The following is an 18144-nucleotide window of genomic DNA, read 5'->3' on the forward strand; positions in this document are numbered from 1 at the left end:
CCTTCCCTCACTAATTTTAGCAATAGGTTGGGGATTATATCGGATTTTTCAATAACCGGCTGTCCGGCGCTGGCCACACTCGATTTAGATAGTAATGAGATTTCTGGCGACATGACACTGCCTTACTTGCCTGTTTTACATAATCTTATAGTTGCAGGCAATCAGATTACGACGCTCGATGTCTCCCAATGCCCGTCATTGTTTTATTTGAATGCTGGAGGCAATCCTATGGAATCGGTTTTTGCGAAGAACGGCTCAATAGAGACTTTTTTGAGTGTCTTTTCAATCGACCCGACCACATTAAAATTCATTTGTGTCGATGAGGATCAACTCGCATCGGTACAGCAGCAGTATTATGATCCGGAGTGGGCAGACCTTGTGATCAGCTCCTATTGCACGTTTACGCCCGGAGGAACCTTCAATACCATTTCGGGACAGGCGAAAATCGATATAGATGCGAACGGTTGTGACGCTTCCGATCCGGCCATGCCGTCGCTTAAGATCAAGATCGACGACGGTTCGCAAGTAGGATACAGTTTTGTGAATAGTGAGGGCGGTTTCAGTTTCTATGTCGGGGAAGGCGACCATACGCTGACCCCAATTTTTGAGAATCCGACGTATTTCAACGCAGCACCTGCATCCGCGACGGTAAATTTCCCCGCTCAGGACGGTACGGTGAATACGCAGGATTTCTGTATTACCGCGAACGGCTCGCATCAGGATCTCGAGGTGACTTTCGTACCGATTGGTGGTGCGCGTCCCGGTTTCGAGGCCTTTTACCAGGTCGTGTTGCGCAACAAAGGCAACCAGAGCATGTCGGGTAATGTGGCGATCTCGTTCGAGGAAAATGTGCTCGATTTTGTAGAAGCTTCCGAAACCTTGATCCAAAATCCAGGCAATCTCACTTGGAACTTTACCGGTTTGCAGCCTTTCGGTTCGCAGGTCGTGGGTATGATGTTCAACGTGAATGCGCCAACCGCGACACCGCCCGTGAACATCAATGATGTTTTGACTTTTACGGCCGTGGCCTATCCGCTCGCGTCCGACGAGATGCCGCAAGACAATACCTCTGTTTTGGATCAGGTCGTGGTAGGTTCATTCGATCCGAACGACAAACAATGCGTGGAAGGCAATGTCGTTTCGGCACAAAAAATCGGGGATTACCTACATTATGTGATCAACTTTGAAAATACAGGAACTTTTCCGGCCGAAAATGTCGTGGTTGCCGATTTGATCGATACTGCGAAATTCGATCTGTCGACGTTCCAACTTTTGTCGGCATCGCATCCGAACAGTACGCGAATTACGGGCGCTAAAGTCGAGTTCATTTTTGAAGGCATCGATTTAGGTGTGAACGAACACGGAAATGTCGTCTTTAAGATCAAGACCAAAAACACGCTCACGACGGGAAGCACGGTCACCAATAAAGCCAACATCTTCTTTGATTACAATTACCCGATCGAGACGAATCTGGCGAGTACGACGTTCCAGAATCTGCAGACGGGCGATTTCGTTCAGGATGCTTCGGTTGTCGTTTCTCCGAACCCGACTTCGGGAATGGTGCGCATCAAAGCCGATTCGGACATACATTCGGTTTCCGTTTACGATATGCAGGGTCGCATCGTGAGTGCCGAATTGCCTTCCGCTAATGATTTCGTGTTGGATATGGGCCGAAATCAATCGGGAATCTATTTCCTCAAGATCATCACCGCAAAAGGGATTTCTATCGAGAAAGTGATGAAAAAATGATAATTCCTATTCCAAGAATCCAATTGGCGCGTATCTCACGGATCGCGCCTTTTTTATCGCCGAACGCACCAATTGTCGCATAAACACTCGTATTCTCAGCCGTAAAGCACAAATTCTAATCGCTTCTAGGTGTTAAAGATCTAAATCTTACATTTGCTTCAGTCATAAGGCCATGAAACAAAACCTACTCGCATTTTTGCTTTTCATTTGCACTTTGGCGTCTGCCCAATCGGTAGATAGCCTGGTAGCGCAATTGCCTAAGAGCAAGAACGATATAGATCGGGCCGATTTGCTCAATGCGGTTTCGGACGGTTACAAGACTTCCGATGCTTCAAAAGTGACCGAATATGCAGGCAAGGCACTCGATTTGTCGCGACGCATAAAATACAAGACGGCCGAAGGAAATGCGTTGCTCAACCTCGGGACGGCCGGAATTCTTACAGGGAATTATCCGAAAGCGCTCGAATACTTCACATCGGCCCAAACCCTTTTTGAAAACGAGTATTCGGCGAATCCGAAAGATGTCAAGGTGAAAGCCGGTTTGGCCAAAGCTTACGGCAGTATCGGTATCGTCTTTTCGGAACAAAGCAATTACGCACGTGCGCTTCAGTTTCATTTGAAGGCCGCACCGCTTTACGAGACGATGGATGAACCGTTGCGATTGGGTCGCGTCTACAATAACATCGGGATCGTATACCAGTCGCTTCACAACGATTTCAAGGCGTTGGAATATTTCGTGAAAGCACAAAAAATCCAGGAAAAATCGGCAGATCCGACGGTAGGCATTACGGCTACGAACATCGGAAATATCTATTTGGGTCAAAAGAATTTCGCCAAAGCGTTCGAATATTACAGCAAGGCGCGCAACATGTTCACCGGTTTCCCGAATCCTCGTGGATTGGGTGAATTGCTCAACAACCTCGGCTCGTATTACCAACAGACCGGAAATACACTGAAAGCACGTGAAACTTGGGATGAAGCCATCAAGGTTTTCAATTCCATAGAAGATAAATTCGGAACGGCCGACACCTATGCGCATTTGGCCAAATATTACTTCTCTGCCGACAATCTCGACGAATCGCTCAACTATGCCAACCGTTCGCTCGCTTTGGCGAAAGAGCTCGATATTCCGGAACAGGTCGTGATTGCCGAGAAAATGCTCAGTGACATCTACACCAAAAAGAACGATCCGAAAATGGCGTTGCTGCATTTCCAGAATTACAGTATCGCAAAAGACAGCCTGAACATAAACGAGAACATCCGCAAAAGCGTACAGGCCGAAATGAATTATGAATTCGATAAGCGCGAGGCATTGCAGAAGAAGGAAAGAGAGAAACGCGAACTCCTTTTCAGCGAGCAATCCAAGCGCCATATCATGCAAACTTTCTTCATTGTGCTGTTCATCCTGTTGTTGTTCGGGATCGTTTTCCTGATATACAACAGGTTGCAGCTCAAGAAGACGCTCACGCTCGAAAAAGAGTTGGCCGAATACGAGCAAAAAGCGCTGCATTTGCAGATGAATCCGCATTTCGTGTTCAATTGTCTGGGGTCGATTTCGAGTTTCATCGTACAAAACGGCACCGATTCGGCGATCAAATACCTGTCGAAGTTCTCGAAACTGATGCGTCTCACGTTGGAATATTCGAAAGAATCCCTGATCCCGATCGACAAAGAAATCGAAGGATTGCGCAACTATCTCGAATTGGAGCAGCTTCGTTTCAACCAAATTTTCGAATTTAGCATCAATAAAAGCAGCGATATAGAAGACGACACGGCTTTGCCTCCGTTATTGTTGCAACCTTTCGTCGAAAATGCCATCATACACGGACTTGTTCCGAAGAAAGGGCAGGGCAGGATCGACATCAGTTTCGAATTGTCTGGCGATAATTTGATCTGTACGATAGTAGACGACGGGATCGGGATCGACAAATCGCGTCAAATGAAAGAACAATCGGTATCTGTTCATAAATCGATGGCACTCGATATCACAAAAAAACGTCTCGAAATGATAAAAGCCTTTACTTCGCGTAAGGCCGACGTCGATATTACCGAAAGAGCCGACAACGAAGGTCATGTAATTGGAACACAGGTGGTTTTGACGCTTCCGGTGCAATACATAAACGACAAATAAACCGTCTTGCCAATAGAAAATAATAATTAAAATAGAAAATAAATGATATCCGCGCTGCTCATAGACGACGATGCCAACCTTAGAAACGGAATGAAAAGCCTTCTGGAACGTTATGCTCCGGATTTTGACATTTTAGGGGAAGCCGATAGCGTCGAATCTGGAATCAAGGCGATGGATACGTTGCGTCCGCAAGTGGTTTTCCTCGACATACAACTCGCAGACGGCACCGGTTTCGATATTTTGGAACAACTCGCCCAAAAACACGGGAGTTCTACGGCTCATATCGTGTTCATCACGGCCCATGAGCAGTATGCGATCAAGGCGTTCCGTTTCAGTGCGCTCGACTTTTTGCTCAAGCCCGTCGATCCCGAAGATTTGGAAAAAGTCATCGGCAAGATCCGCAGCGTCGTGACCAAGAACGAAGGCTTCGCGCACATCGATTTGCTTTTGGAGAACATCCGCAAGAAAGTCGACAATTTCAAGAGGATTGCGCTTTCGACTTCGGAAGGTATCCATCTGTTCGAAATCAGCGATATCCTAAGATGCGAAAGCGAAGACAATTACACCAAATTTTACATAAAAGGAAGCAAGCCGGTGTTGATTTCCAAGACATTGAAAGAATACGAGGATATGTTGACCGAGCACGGTTTTGAGCGGATCCATCAATCGCACCTGATCAATCTTTCGTATCTCAAATCATACATCAAAAAAGACGGAGGCTACGTCATCATGAGCGATGGCAGCCATTTGCCGATTTCCCAACGGAAAAAGGAAAGGCTGCAGGAACTTTTGAGGACGATTTAATTTTTTCAACCAAATACCAAAAACACCACAACCACGCGCCAGCCGCAAACTTAAAATTACCGACCATGAAAAAACTATACTTTCTGTTGTTGCTTTGTTCAGGACTAGCTTTGGCTCAGCCCGACATCAACGCGAGTCCGCAGCCATTGGCCGTTTGCGACGACAACGGCGATGGGTTTGGAATGTTCGACCTTACAATGACCATTCCCGAGATTTTGAATGGTCTGAACCCTTCCGAATATACGGTCACATTCCATCAAACCTTATCTGATGCCAATTCGGACGGATCATTTATAACCATTCCCTCTGCTTATTCAGGTTCCGACAACCAGATTTTATATGTAAGGGTCGAGGAAATCGCCAACCCTACGGAATTTGCCGTGGCCCATCTGGACCTCGTGGTTTACCTGCCGCTTACCGGTACGATTTCGGCAGCCCAAACCAATGTGTGCATGGGCAGCGGAAGTGGCGCAATACAGCTTCAAGGATTTGGAGGAGCAGGCTTTCCGTACACATTCACCTACTCGGTCAACGGAGGTGCTAACCAAACCGTCACGACGACAAGTGGCGATACGGTGTATATATCTTTACCCGATAACTTGATCGCGACTTACGACTTCTATCTTTATAGTGTGGTCTCGGGTTGCGAATCGTTCCCGAACCAGAATTTACAGGTCAATGTCGTAGAGCCGGCTTTCGCTTATCCAGCGTCCGATATTGTGGTTTCAGAAAGCCCTAACGACGGATACGCCACTTTCGATTTGACGACAAACAACACGGCTTTGGTCGGTGGGCAATCGAACGTGACGGTATCTTTTTATACCAGTGAAGCAGATGCGCAAAACGGAAATAACCCCATAGTTCCGGTAACGGCGTGGCCTAACGGATCGAATCCCGAGACCATTTGGGCACGCGTCCAGTCTAATTCGAGCACTTGCGCAAGCGTCACGAGTTTTGATTTGGTCGTTATGGATACCGATGTCGTGTACATTCCGGATCCCGTGTTTAAAAATGCGTTGATTACGGCAGGAATCGATACGAATACCGACGGCAACATCCAGTTTTCGGAAGCGGCCGTCGTAACTACGCTTACGGTCGACAACCTCAATATACAGGATTTGACGGGAGTCAAAAGCTTCACGTCTCTGATCAATTTGTATGCGATGGACAATATGCTGACTTCTCTCGATTTGTCAGGCATGACGACATTGCAGCTTGCGTATTTGGGAGGAAATGAGCTTACATCCATCAACTTGTTTGGTGTGAGCAACCTCGAAGACCTCGTACTCGACCAAAACCACTTGACGTCGCTTTCGTTACAGAATATGCCGAACCTCGATAGGTTTTCGATCATGTACAACCAAGTTTCGAACCTCGTGCTGTCGAACATTCCGCAAGTGCGCGAAATCAATGTATATGGCAACCAATTGACGAGCCTCGACGTAAGCACGTTCACGAATCTCGAGATTTTGAGTTGTGCCGCTAACGATTTGGCGACTTTGAACGTCATCGGGGCGACAAGTTTGAAGACGCTCGATTTTTCATCGAACAACGTCGCTAATGTCAACGTGGCCGGAATGTCGAGCTTGCAAACCTTGTATTTCAACGACAATCCGGTGCAATCGCATGACTGGACAGGTTTGTCTTCGCTTAAATATCTACAATTCGGCAATACGGGTATTTCGACTGTCGATTTACCGCCATCGTCTACACTGCTGACGTTGGATTGCCGAGGGAACGCAATCGCGAACCTCGATGTTTCGGTCTATCCGTCGGTTACGAATCTCGATTGCCGCAACAACAATCTCACGACGTTGGACGTGACCACTCTCGAAGATTTGGTATTCCTCAATTGTTCCGACAACAATATAACAGGCAATTTAGATTTGAACAACAATACGAATCTGGAAGGCGTGTCTATTTTCGGCAATAACATAGAAATGCTTTTCGCCAAGAACGGAGCCGAGGAAAACCTCACGGTTGGCGATCTTACCGAAAACAGTTTGGTTTATGTATGCGCCGATGAAGATCAGGTTGCGTCCTATCAAGCTATGGCCGGAGTCGCGGTTCAGGTAAATTCGTACTGTTCGTTCGTACCCGGAGGCGTTTACAATACGATTACCGGAAACGTGAAATTCGATTCGGCGGGCAACGGATGCGATGCTTCCGATAGTGCGCAATCGCTTATCAAGGTACACATGACGCACGATTCCGATGAGTTCGACGTGTTTACCGACAACCAAGCAGCGTATAACTTTTATGTAGGCGATGGCGATTATACCGTGAATCCGGTTTTCGAGAACAATTACTTCAATACAAGTCCTTCTGCAGCCAACGTGAATTTCGCAGCGGTCGACGGGACAATTTCCACGAATGATTTCTGTTTGACGGCCAACGGAATCAATCCCGACGCCGAAATCGCGGTTTTCCCGGTCATTCCGGCACGACCTGGTTTCGACGCCGTGTACCGCATCGTCATCCGAAACAAAGGCAACCAGACGTTGAGCCAAACCTACGGCATATCTTTCTTCTATGACGACAGCGTGATGGACTTCGTGTCTTCTACGGTTACTCCGGCATCATCTGGTACGGGTTCACTAAATTGGAACTATGCGAACCTGCAGCCTTTTGAAAGCCGGAGCATAGAAGTGACCGTAAACATCAACGCGCCTACAGATTCGCCCGCGATCAACATAGACGACCAGTTGACGTTTACCGCAAACATCAATGCGACGGGCGATGTGGACAGCGCAGACAATACGTTCGCATATACCGAAACGGTCGTGGGTTCTTTCGATCCGAACGACAAAAAATGTCTTGAAGGCGAAATCGTTTCCCCGATGCTGATAGGCGATTACCTGCATTATGTGATCAATTTCGAGAACACGGGCAACGCGCCTGCCGAGAACATCACGATAAAAGACGTGATCGACCCTACGATGTTCGACCGTTCGAGCCTTGTGATTATGGGCAGTTCGCATCACGTCGTGGCCAAATCGGGCGACGACGGTACGATTTTCATTTTCCAAAGCATCAATCTCGATTCGGGCGGACATGGCAATATTTTGCTAAGGGTTCGTACACTTGGCTCGCTTCACGAAGGCGATGTGGTGTCGAACAAAGCCGACATTTACTTCGATTACAACCATCCGATCATCACCAATACGGCACACACCACGTTCCAGTCACTTTCGGTCGACGATCCTAAAGATGTTTCGGTCGAGTTGTATCCGAATCCGGTCGACGATTCGTTTACGGTGAAAGCCGATAACGAAATCAGGTCGTTGCAGCTTTTCGATATACAGGGAAGATTGCTTCAGGTGAAAATGATCGATGCGAACCAAACGACTATGAATATTTCCGACAGGCAAACCGGTGTGTATTTCGTGAAAATCACGACCGACAAAGGCGTCAAAGTCGAAAAAATCGTCAAGAAGTAATAGGGGAAATTGCAAGACGTCCGTTCAACGGATGCAAAATATTGAAAAAGAATAGTTTTTAGTAGTTATGGAAAGGCCCGCGCAACCGTTGCGGGCTTTTTGAATCTTTAGGAAAACCAAACCGATGAGGAATCTTTACTTTTTATTTTTTGTGCTTTGCTATGCCGGATTGTCGGCTCAAATCGTGAACATTCCCGATCCGGCGTTCAAGCAGATATTGCTTGAGCATTTCGACTTCGACAACGATGGGGAAATCATGGCGCCCGACGAAACGTATTGTCAATGTTTCATAGATGTCGACAATCCCGCAATTACCGACCTGACCGGGATAAGTGCTTTTTCTGCAAGTGAATGGCACATCAGTAATACGAGCATCACTTCTATTTATACCAATAATCCACAGGGCAACGATGGGATCTCTAATTTGAATTTCATCCTTACCGATAATCCTCTATTGCAATCGGTAGATCTCTCCGAAAGCTCCTTCCAATATTTGCGAATATGGGATTCGCCTTTAATGACGACGTTGAACCTGAATCCGTCTCAAATGCATTCACTCGATTTGAACAACACGGGTTTGTCTGTATTGAATCTTACCGGCTTCCCTGATTTAATAGATTTATGGTGCGTGAACAACGTTCAGTTGGCATCGGTTGTCATCGACGCGCCACTCCACACACTTGAGTGCAATTTCAATCCGAATCTCGAATCGCTTTCAATGATGAATACGTTTATAAGCATTCTCAATTGCCATCACAACAAATTGCACACCTTGACGGTGAATAGCGCAGAGACGATTAACGCTAACGACAATGAACTTGTAGAATTGAATATCGTGCAGGATTATTATTTGTCTTCTCTCTATTTGGATGTCTCAAACAATAATTTGACCCATTTGGATTTGTCGCAGGCAGGAACGCTGTTTCTATTGGATGCTTCAAACAACCAATTGGAGAGTATCAATCTTAAAAACGGACGTGAGGAATACCCTTGGAGTTGGGTTTTAAGTGGAAATCCCAATTTTAAATATTTATGCGTCGATGCTAACGAACTTGAAGGTTTTGTCAATCTGACCAACGGCGATTGTATGGTGAACACCTATTGTTCATTCACACCCGGAGGCGAATATAATACGATTGCAGGCTCATTCACATTCGATGGGGCAAACGACGGATGCGATGCTTCGGATGCCCATTTTTCGAATGTAAAGCTCCAGGTGGCCAACGGCACATCCACCGAGGATGTTTTTACGAACAACAACGGCGAATTCGGTTTTTTTGTCAATACGGGCAATTACACGCTTTCGCCTGTATTGGAAAATCCGGAGTATTTTACGGTTTCCCCGAATTCCGCAACGGTAAACTTTACCGACGTGAACAATGTTTCCGATCACGATTTCTGTGTGACGGCAAACGGCAACCATCCCGATCTTGAAGTGCTGACATATGCAAACATACTGGAACCGGGTTTCGATACCAATCGTTCGGTAATCATCAAAAACAAAGGAAATCAGGTGCTTTCGGGCACGGCGACGTTGAGCTTTGACGATACCAGACTTGACTACGTTTCGGCAACTCCGGCTTACTCAAACCTCGCGACGGGTTCAATTTCTTGGGATTATGCGAACTTACAACCGTTTGAGAGTCGCCATTATACAGTTGTCCTAAACGTCAACTCGCCTATGGAAACGCCGGCCGTCAATATTGGGGACGTTTTCGAATTCAACGCTTCGTCTGCCATCGCCAACGACGAAACTCCAAACGACAATACGTTCACGTATATCGAGACGGCTGTGGGCTCTTTCGATCCGAACGACAAGACTTGCCTTGAAGGCGCTGTGGTTTCTCCCGAAAAAATCGGCGAATACCTGCATTACCTGATCCGATTCGAAAACACTGGAACGGCAGTCGCGCATAACATCGTCGTCAAAGATGTGATCGATGCGACGAAATTCGATGTTTCAAGCCTTCAGGTTTTGGATAATTCGCACGCGGTCAATACACGAATAAACGGCCAAAACGTCGAATTTATATTCGAAGGCATCGAATTAGGCGCAGAAGCCGACGGGTATGTGCTTTTCAAAACCAAGACGCTCCCGACGTTGACCGAAGGGACGACCGTGTCCAACAAAGCCGATATTTTCTTCGACTACAATTTCCCTGTAGAAACGAACGACGCCGAGACGACGTTCCAGGCGTTGTCCACCGATGATTTCAATGTGGCCTCGGTTGCGCTGTATCCGAATCCGACCAAAAACGAGTTTACCGTTAAAAGTACTTCCGATTTGAAATCGGTACAGATTTTTGACGTTCAGGGCAGGCTTCTCGAAACCCATGTCGGGTCGTCGTCTGAAATGCAAGTCAGTCTTTATTCGAAATCGAAAGGCGTGTATTTCGTCAAGGCGATTTCCGAAAAAGGAAGTGCCGTGATCAAAATCGTAAAAGAATAAAAATCACCATCGATTTGAGAAACCCGCAATTTTGAGTTGCGGGTTTTTGTTTGCCTCGCTTTTTATGTTGAATTTTAATAATTATTAACGAAATCGTTACCGTATCCGTTTTTTAATTCCTCTAAAATTGCCTAGTTTTGTGACTCTTATTAAACTTCCAAACATATCATGTCTAAAACTGCAATATTAGAACTCGACGGCAAAAAGTATGAGTTCCCTGTTATCGTAGGGAGCGAAAACGAGGTAGCCGTCGATATCAGCAAACTACGCGATGTGACCGGCGCGATCACGTTCGATCCAGGTTACAAGAATTCGGGCGTCTGCAAAAGCGACATCACGTTCCTCGATGGTGAAGAAGGGATTTTGCGTTACCGCGGATACGCCATCGAAGACCTTGCCGACAAAGCAAGCTTCCTTGAAGTTTCGTACCTGTTGATTTTCGGCGAGTTGCCAAGCGCGAAGACTCTTGAGCAATTCGAGAACGACATCCGCAAATACACGTTGGTGAACGAAGAGATGAAGAACATCATCGACGGTTTCCCGAAAACGGCTCACCCGATGGGCGTGCTTTCTGCCTTGACGAGCGCGCTTACGGCTTTCAACCCGAAATCGGTAAACGTAGAGAACCAAAGCGATTTGTACGAGGGCGTTTGCAAAACCATCGGTAAGTTCCTTGTGATCGCCACTTGGACGTACCGCAAATCTATGGGCTACCCGCTCAACTATTACGACAATACCAAAGGCTATGTAGAGAATTTCATGAACCTGATGTTCTCTTTGCCGACAGGACCTTATAAAATCAACCCGATCGTGGTGGATGCACTCGACAAGCTTTTCATCCTTCACGCCGACCACGAGCAGAACTGTTCGACGTCTACCGTGCGTATGGTAGGCTCGTCCCACGCCGGATTGTTCGCTTCTATCTCTGCCGGAGTTTCTGCACTTTGGGGCCCGCTTCACGGAGGTGCGAACCAAGCTGTTCTTGAAATGCTCGAGGAAATCAACAAGGCCGGAGGAGACGTAGACAAATTCATCCTTAAAGCAAAAGACAAAGAAGATCCGTTCCGTTTGATGGGCTTCGGGCACCGCGTCTACAAGAACTTCGACCCGCGCGCCAAAATCATCAAGAAGGCCGCCGATGAGGTGCTTTCTTCGCTTGGCGTGAAAGATCCGCTTCTCGATATCGCGATGAAACTTGAAAAAGCGGCGCTCGAAGACGAATACTTCAAATCGCGCAGCTTGTACCCGAACGTAGATTTCTATTCGGGAATCATTTATCGCGCTTTGGGAATCCCGACCGATATGTTCACGGTAATGTTTGCCATCGGACGCCTTCCGGGCTGGATCGCGCAATGGAAAGAAATGCGTTTGAACAAAGAGCCGATCGGAAGACCTAGACAGGTGTACACGGGAAGTCCTTTGAGAGATTTCGTCGCTGCCGACAAACGATAATACAAGCCTCCTTCGGGAGGTTTTTTGTGTAAAATACTGAGATAGAGTCTATATAATACAAAAATAAATTATTCGCACTACGCGATTTTTATATTTTTATCACCACTTTAAATACGCAAAACGTACTAATTTTATGACATAAGATAATACCGCCCCAGCCTTATCCGTTTCATTTCCAGATAACTGATTACCCTCTGTTTTGGTCAACCTGTAACCAACTAATCAGTTATATTATGAAAACAAACTTCTTTTTGCTCGGCGCGCTTTTCTGTGCGATTGCCGGAAATGCTCAAGCCAACTACATGGTGATCGGCACTGCGACTTCCCCAGGGAACAACAACACTTTGGTAGGTGCCTCATCTGCTGCCTCACCGCCCCAGAACTGGGTAAGCGGATTTACGGGAACCCTTAATTCCGCCTATGGCTACCAAGCGCTGCGCCGAGGAACTACGGGCTCAGAAAATACGGCTGTAGGCGCATCCGCCCAAGATAATACCACGACGGGTAACCAAAATACGTCGGTTGGGCGTGCCGCTTTGTTCAGCAACCAGATCGGAGAGCAAAATGTTGCTCTAGGGGCGAGCGCATTGCGTACTTCGATAGACCACTATAACACAGGTTTGGGTACGCAAGCGGGCATGTCGCTGGCTTCGGGCAGCCGGAACGTGTTCGTCGGAACGAATTCGGGCTCGGCTTTGGTTACCGGAACAGGTAATATTTTTGTCGGAACTGCTGCGGGATCGACGTCATCGACGAATTATTCGCACAGGCTCTACATCGACAACCAGTCTACGGACGATCCGTTGGTTTACGGCGAATTCGACAACAGAAAATTGCGTTTCAACGTCAAAACCGTCGGAGGTTCACCTTTTTCGTCTTATGTTGAAATCAACGGAAGAGGTGGCGAATCGGGCCTCAAGTTTTCTAACCTGACCAGCGCAAGCACTCCGGGAGCGGCTTTGGCCAACGGAGGCGTACTTTCGCTCAATTCTACCGGCGATGTAATCTTGGTCAAGGATACCGGAATTACCAACAGTTGCACGAACAACTACAACATCCCAAGAAGCAACGGCACTACCGGCAATTTGGCCTGCGGCATCATGTGGGACAACGGCTCTACGGTTTCGTTGGGAACGCAACTTACGAACACCACACCGGTAGGCTATACTTTGGCAGGTGCACCGCCGTTTTCGGGAGGAACCGTAGCCATGCCGAGCGGCAATTTAAGATTTGACGTGAACGGAACGATGCGTACCGTCGGGATTTTCGCTACTTCGGATAAGAGATTCAAAAAAGACATAACACCTATCAAAAACGCGCTCGAAACAGTTTCGGCACTTAACGGCACGACCTATACATGGGACAAGAATGCTCACATGGAAATGGGATTCGACAATGCCGCACATAGCGGATTCATCGCACAAGAATTGGAGAAAGTGCTTCCGCATGTTGTCGCAACCGACGATAAAGGCAACAAATCTGTAAATTACCTCGAAGTGATCCCGTATCTGGTCGAAGCGATCAAAGAACAACAAACGCAAATCGAGGACCTCAAACTTCAGATCAGCGAAAATTTCAAAGCCCAAAATGCCGAACTCATCGGATTGACGAATACCAAGATCATCAGTGTTTCCCCGAATCCTTCAAAAGACGTCATCACGGTTTTGCTTAACATCGACAAGTCGGCAGCATCGGCCAAACTTATGGTGCATGACCTTAAAGGTACGCTTGTGAGTAGCCTCAACGTGAACGAAAGAGACAACAACATTTCGAAAACGTTCCAAAAAGACAACTTCGGTGCGGGTGTTTACATCGTGAGCCTTGTGGTCAACGGTAAAAACATCGACAGCAAAAAAATCATTTTCAATTAATACAAAAGTTACCTCAACTTATCCACAAAGCCGCCTCAATCGGGCGGCTTTTCCTATCTTTGCCGCGCAACGAAAACGTTTTCTATGCTATCCTTGAATGTAAAAAATGAATCCTCGCGACTTCGCGCCGTGGTACTTGGAACTGCGGTCAACAACGGCCCGACGCCTAAAGCCGAAGACGCCTACGACCCGAAATCCTTAGAACACATCCTCGCCGGAACGTATCCTGTCGAAAAAGACATGGTAGCCGAAATGGATGCGTTCAACGCGGTGTTCGAAAAATACGATGTCAAGGTTTACCGACCGCAGATCGTCGAGAACGAGAACCAAATCTTCACGCGCGATATCGGCTTCGTGATCGACGACGTCTTTTTCCAGGCGAACATTTTGCCCGATCGCGAAAAGGAATTCCCGGCAATCCGATACATCGTCGACCAAATCGACCCGAAGAAATTCGTGCATATCGAAGACCAAAGCATCCATATTGAAGGCGGCGATGTGATTTTGTGGAACGACTATATTTTTATCGGCACGTATTGCCGCCCCGATTATTCCCAAATCAAGACCGCGCGCACCAACGAAAAAGGAGTAGAGTTTATCCGTAACTATTTCCCGAACAAGAAAGTCATCGATTTCGATCTCGTAAAATCTACGACCGAAGCCCGCGACAATGCGCTGCACCTCGATTGTTGTTTCCAACCCGTCGGTGTCGACAAAGCCATCATTTACAAAGACGGTTTCTGCGATGTCGAAGATTACGAATACCTGCGCGATTTGTTCGGAGAGGAAAACCTGTTCCACATCACACGCCAGGAAATGTACGACATGAACTCGAACGTGTTTTCGATTGCGCCCGATGTAGTCGTGTCCGAAATGAATTTCACACGCCTGAATACCTGGCTTCGCGAACGCGGATTCACCGTCGAGGAAATCCCGTATGCCGAAATCTCAAAACAGGAAGGTTTGTTGAGGTGTTCGACTTTGCCTTTGATCCGCGATTGATCGTATGAAAAAACTGTTGTTGCTGATATCCGCGATGGCGATTTCATGCCAAAAATCGGATCCGCCCCAAAAACCGGAACAGGACATCCAATCTCAATCGCAGGAAAAAACCGAGACGGTCCTTCCGATTTGTTCCGATGGCTTCGACTATTCCAATAAAGACGAAAACGGGTATTTCATTTACGGAAATGACTTCGGCAAGTCGGACTTCGGGCCAAAATCCGCAAGATTGCGAGCTTCATTTTCAGATGGGGAAATCTTGGTTTCCATTTTGGAGACAAAACCGCAAGGAGATGAGCACACGGAGCCGGTTGTCAAGCTTTTTACGTCGATCGGGAAAAGCGTGAAAGATTCGCTTTCGGTTCATGAAACCATCGATTGGGAAGGACATTACCACAAACGCTTCTGCATCTCGAAAGACAGGACTATTTCGGTAAATGAGGAGCAGATCGCGCCCGATGTCGAAAATATTGACGAGCAAGGAAATTCGCCCATCGACAGTTCGTTCGCCAAAGCCACTTATCGTATCCAAAAAGACGGGAAGTTCAAGAAAATCAGCTCGTCCGGAAATATAGATTGATATACGTTCCTCGATTAAAATTCCGACCTTTGCGCTATCAAAATCATCCGATTTTGGAAATATACATTCAACTATGAAACAGACTACCAATTCGATACTCATGATACGTCCCGTCGCGTTCCGCATGAACGAGCAGACGGCCGTCAATAATTACTACCAAAAAGTCCTCGACGGATTATCGCCGGAAACCGTGAACGCCAAAGCACAGGAAGAATTCGACACCTTCGTGCAGAAACTCAAAATGGTAGGCGTGAACGTAGTTGTGGTCGACGACACCAAAAATCCCGACACGCCCGATTCGATTTTCCCGAACAACTGGATTTCTTTTCACGAGAACGGAGATGTTGCGCTCTATCCGATGTTTGCCGAAAACCGACGTGCCGAAAGACGCGAAGACATTCTGGATATGCTCGAGGAAAAAGGGTTCCAAATAGAGAATATCGTAGATTATACCGAAGCCGAATTGGACAGCCTGTTTCTTGAAGGCACCGGAAGTCTGCTTCTTGACCGCGCCAACGGAAAAGCCTATTGCGCCTTGTCGCCAAGAGCCGACGAGGAGTTGCTCATCGAGTTTTGCGAGGATTTCGACCTAGGCCCGATCATTTTCCACGCGTACCAAACCGTGAACGGAAAGCGCGAACTCATTTATCACACGAACGTGATGATGTGCCTGGGTGAAACGTTCGCCGTGATTTGCGCCGACTGTATCGATGACAAACAGGAACGCAAAGCCGTTCTTGACAGCCTTAAACAAGACGGAAAAGAAATCATCCTGATCACCGAAGACCAGGTCAACCAATTCGCGGGCAACATGCTCGAGGTAAAAGGTACAGACGGCAAACGCTTTTTGGTGATGAGTGCGGCGGCGCATCAAAGTCTTACAAGTGACCAAATCTCAAAACTTGAAAAACATGCCACTATCCTAAGCTCGAGCCTTGATACGATTGAGGCGTGCGGCGGTGGAAGTGCGAGGTGTATGATGGCGGAGATTTTTTTGCCAAAAGGATAAGAGAAAAGCGAAACTCATGTTTCGCTTTTTTTATTTCATGAAAGCTGCGCTTTCTTTTGTCTGGCAACAAAAGAAACAAAAATGCCTTTGGCGCGACCGCGCAGGCGACCTGACAGCCACGCGGTTTGGAGGCGAAAAGAACTCGCTGCGCTCAAACAGCTTTTCGCTTTTTTCCAAACCATCGTGGTGTCAGGTGCCCGCCTGCGCGCTCATGGCGCTGAAATTCGGAAGTGTTTATTGGCATTTCCCACCGCTGCGCTTTAGGAAATGCGTCTCCGGAAGAACCTTTTGTGTTTTTGGAAAGTATTTGCTTCGAAGGACGTTTGATTTCGACGAAGGAGAAATCTGAAGGCACTTCCGTCAAAGACATACGACAGATTTTCTTAGAAGGTTTTTTGGCGCAGCTTGCAAGCCAAAAATCAATAAAGACTTCCGATTAGTCGCGCCGTCATAAAATTGGCGTCAAGAAAAACGGCTCAGGATGCCGCAAAAAGCCAAATACTGTCTGAGCGTAGCGAAATCGAAGATTCACGAATACCTTAAAAAAAACAATATTAGCGCGTGAGTAGTTTATTTGGCTTGCGCAGACGTGCCGGTTTTTAGCCGATTTTGTGCGTCGCTACGCCTTTTTGCTTCTTTTGCGGCGAAGCAAAAGAAGGCCTGCGGCAGCGAAAAACATGAAACGAAGTTTACACAAAAAAAAGCGCCTCATTCGAGGCGCTTTAAACTGTCTTAAGATTTCTTGATATACTTCTCAATCAAAGCATCAGTCTCCGCTTTCGTCGCCGTTGGTTTCAAATCGAACAACGCCATGAAAAGCGTTTGCCCTTCAACTTTTAGTGACAGATCGAGATTTTTGTTTTGGGCGAATACCGTGGCCCATTTGTCGCGTACATTTTTCCACATCGCCTTGTTGGTCGCCCAATATTTGCGTGCGCCGGCACATTTCGAATCGTCTACTTTGCGGTAGTGGTCGAATCCTTTTTCTTTGGCTACCAAAACGTCTTTGCCGTCTGCACCGCGTTGGATTTTGACGTTGTCCTGATCGTGGATCCAACCGTCTTTCACGATTTCGTGTGTGTTGTTGCGTTGCAAAACGTTGTAATCGTTGCGGATTGTGTGTTCGCGTCTCGGTAGAGGCGCATCGGTCACGTTGTTCCAGTAATGGCGTCCGTCGACGTGTACCCAAGTAGCGGTTCCTTCGTAACGCGGGCTGTCGTCCACTTGGAAAACACGCTGTGTCCATTGGCCTTTTACCTGATCTTTCGGAAGCGTCACATATTTCCAGGAATTGTCCTTGTTGTACACATAAAGCCTGTTGTTCTCGAATTCCCAATCCTGGCGCCAGTGCTTTACGATCATCGTATCCGAAACCTGAAGCAAATGCTGCATCACGATCTTGTTCGGGGTATCCTCGACAAGCTCTACCCATTCAAGACCCGTTTCGTGTTTGGTAGGAGACGGCTTGTAGTCGGCGTTGGTCGCGTATTTGAACGTTTCGGCAAAATTGAATTCGACCTCATAACAGCCGCACATCGATTTGATGGCTTTGATGTCTTCTTTCTTTTTAGCGTCTTGTGCATTGATTCCCAAGGCGAATAGCAGGGAAGCGGATAGTAGAATTCGAGATTTCATATCGTTGATTGAATTTAACACA

At 47.1% G+C, this 18144-nt stretch carries 12 protein-coding genes; 11 read left to right on the plus strand and 1 reads right to left on the minus strand.

Annotated elements, in window-relative coordinates:
- The first annotated feature begins 111 nt into the window (after positions 1-111).
- From HZF10_RS08045 to HZF10_RS08095, 11 genes are all read left to right on the plus strand, one after another.
- Positions 112-1749: a T9SS type A sorting domain-containing protein gene (locus HZF10_RS08045; protein WP_176005681.1), complete on the plus strand. Its 1638-nt coding sequence runs from the start codon at positions 112-114 to the stop codon at positions 1747-1749.
- Between the two features lie 172 nt (positions 1750-1921).
- The gene (locus HZF10_RS08050) at positions 1922-3880 is read left to right on the plus strand and encodes a tetratricopeptide repeat-containing sensor histidine kinase (RefSeq protein ID WP_176005682.1); all 1959 of its coding nucleotides are present in this window, start codon (positions 1922-1924) and stop codon (positions 3878-3880) included.
- 42 nt (positions 3881-3922) lie between these two features.
- Positions 3923-4684 carry a LytR/AlgR family response regulator transcription factor gene (locus HZF10_RS08055; protein ID WP_176005683.1) on the plus strand — a complete coding sequence of 254 codons (762 nt, stop codon included), beginning with the start codon at positions 3923-3925 and terminating at the stop codon, positions 4682-4684.
- Between the two features lie 65 nt (positions 4685-4749).
- On the plus strand, positions 4750-8124 hold the full coding sequence (locus HZF10_RS08060) for a DUF7619 domain-containing protein (RefSeq protein ID WP_176005684.1): 3375 nt from the start codon (positions 4750-4752) through the stop codon (positions 8122-8124).
- Positions 8125-8248: 124 nt separating this feature from the next.
- Positions 8249-10573: a T9SS type A sorting domain-containing protein gene (locus tag HZF10_RS08065; protein WP_176005685.1), complete on the plus strand. Its 2325-nt coding sequence runs from the start codon at positions 8249-8251 to the stop codon at positions 10571-10573.
- Between the two features lie 168 nt (positions 10574-10741).
- Positions 10742-12025 carry a citrate synthase gene (locus HZF10_RS08070; protein WP_176005686.1) on the plus strand — a complete coding sequence of 428 codons (1284 nt, stop codon included), beginning with the start codon at positions 10742-10744 and terminating at the stop codon, positions 12023-12025.
- Between the two features lie 233 nt (positions 12026-12258).
- A complete protein-coding gene (locus HZF10_RS08075) occupies positions 12259-13896 on the plus strand; it encodes a tail fiber domain-containing protein (RefSeq protein ID WP_176005687.1) in 1638 nt (545 codons plus the stop codon).
- 84 nt (positions 13897-13980) lie between these two features.
- Positions 13981-14898, plus strand: a complete 918-nt coding sequence (locus tag HZF10_RS08080; RefSeq protein ID WP_176005688.1) for a dimethylarginine dimethylaminohydrolase family protein — start codon at positions 13981-13983, stop codon at positions 14896-14898.
- Between the two features lie 4 nt (positions 14899-14902).
- Entirely contained in the window at positions 14903-15478 is a 576-nt protein-coding gene (locus tag HZF10_RS08085; RefSeq protein ID WP_176005689.1) for a hypothetical protein, read from the plus strand.
- A 73-nt stretch (positions 15479-15551) separates the two neighbouring features.
- Entirely contained in the window at positions 15552-16487 is a 936-nt protein-coding gene (ctlX, locus tag HZF10_RS08090) for a citrulline utilization hydrolase CtlX (protein WP_176005690.1), read from the plus strand.
- A gap of 37 nt (positions 16488-16524) precedes the next feature.
- A complete protein-coding gene (locus HZF10_RS08095; RefSeq protein WP_176005691.1) occupies positions 16525-16836 on the plus strand; it encodes a hypothetical protein in 312 nt (103 codons plus the stop codon).
- A gap of 383 nt (positions 16837-17219) precedes the next feature.
- Here HZF10_RS08095 and HZF10_RS08100 read toward each other — a convergent pair whose 3' ends face one another.
- Positions 17220-18122, minus strand: a complete 903-nt coding sequence (locus HZF10_RS08100; RefSeq protein ID WP_176005692.1) for a DUF6607 family protein — start codon at positions 18120-18122, stop codon at positions 17220-17222.
- Positions 18123-18144: the final 22 nt, after the last annotated feature.

Source organism: Flavobacterium agri, from assembly GCF_013401995.1.
GTDB classification, from domain to species: domain Bacteria; phylum Bacteroidota; class Bacteroidia; order Flavobacteriales; family Flavobacteriaceae; genus Flavobacterium; species Flavobacterium agri.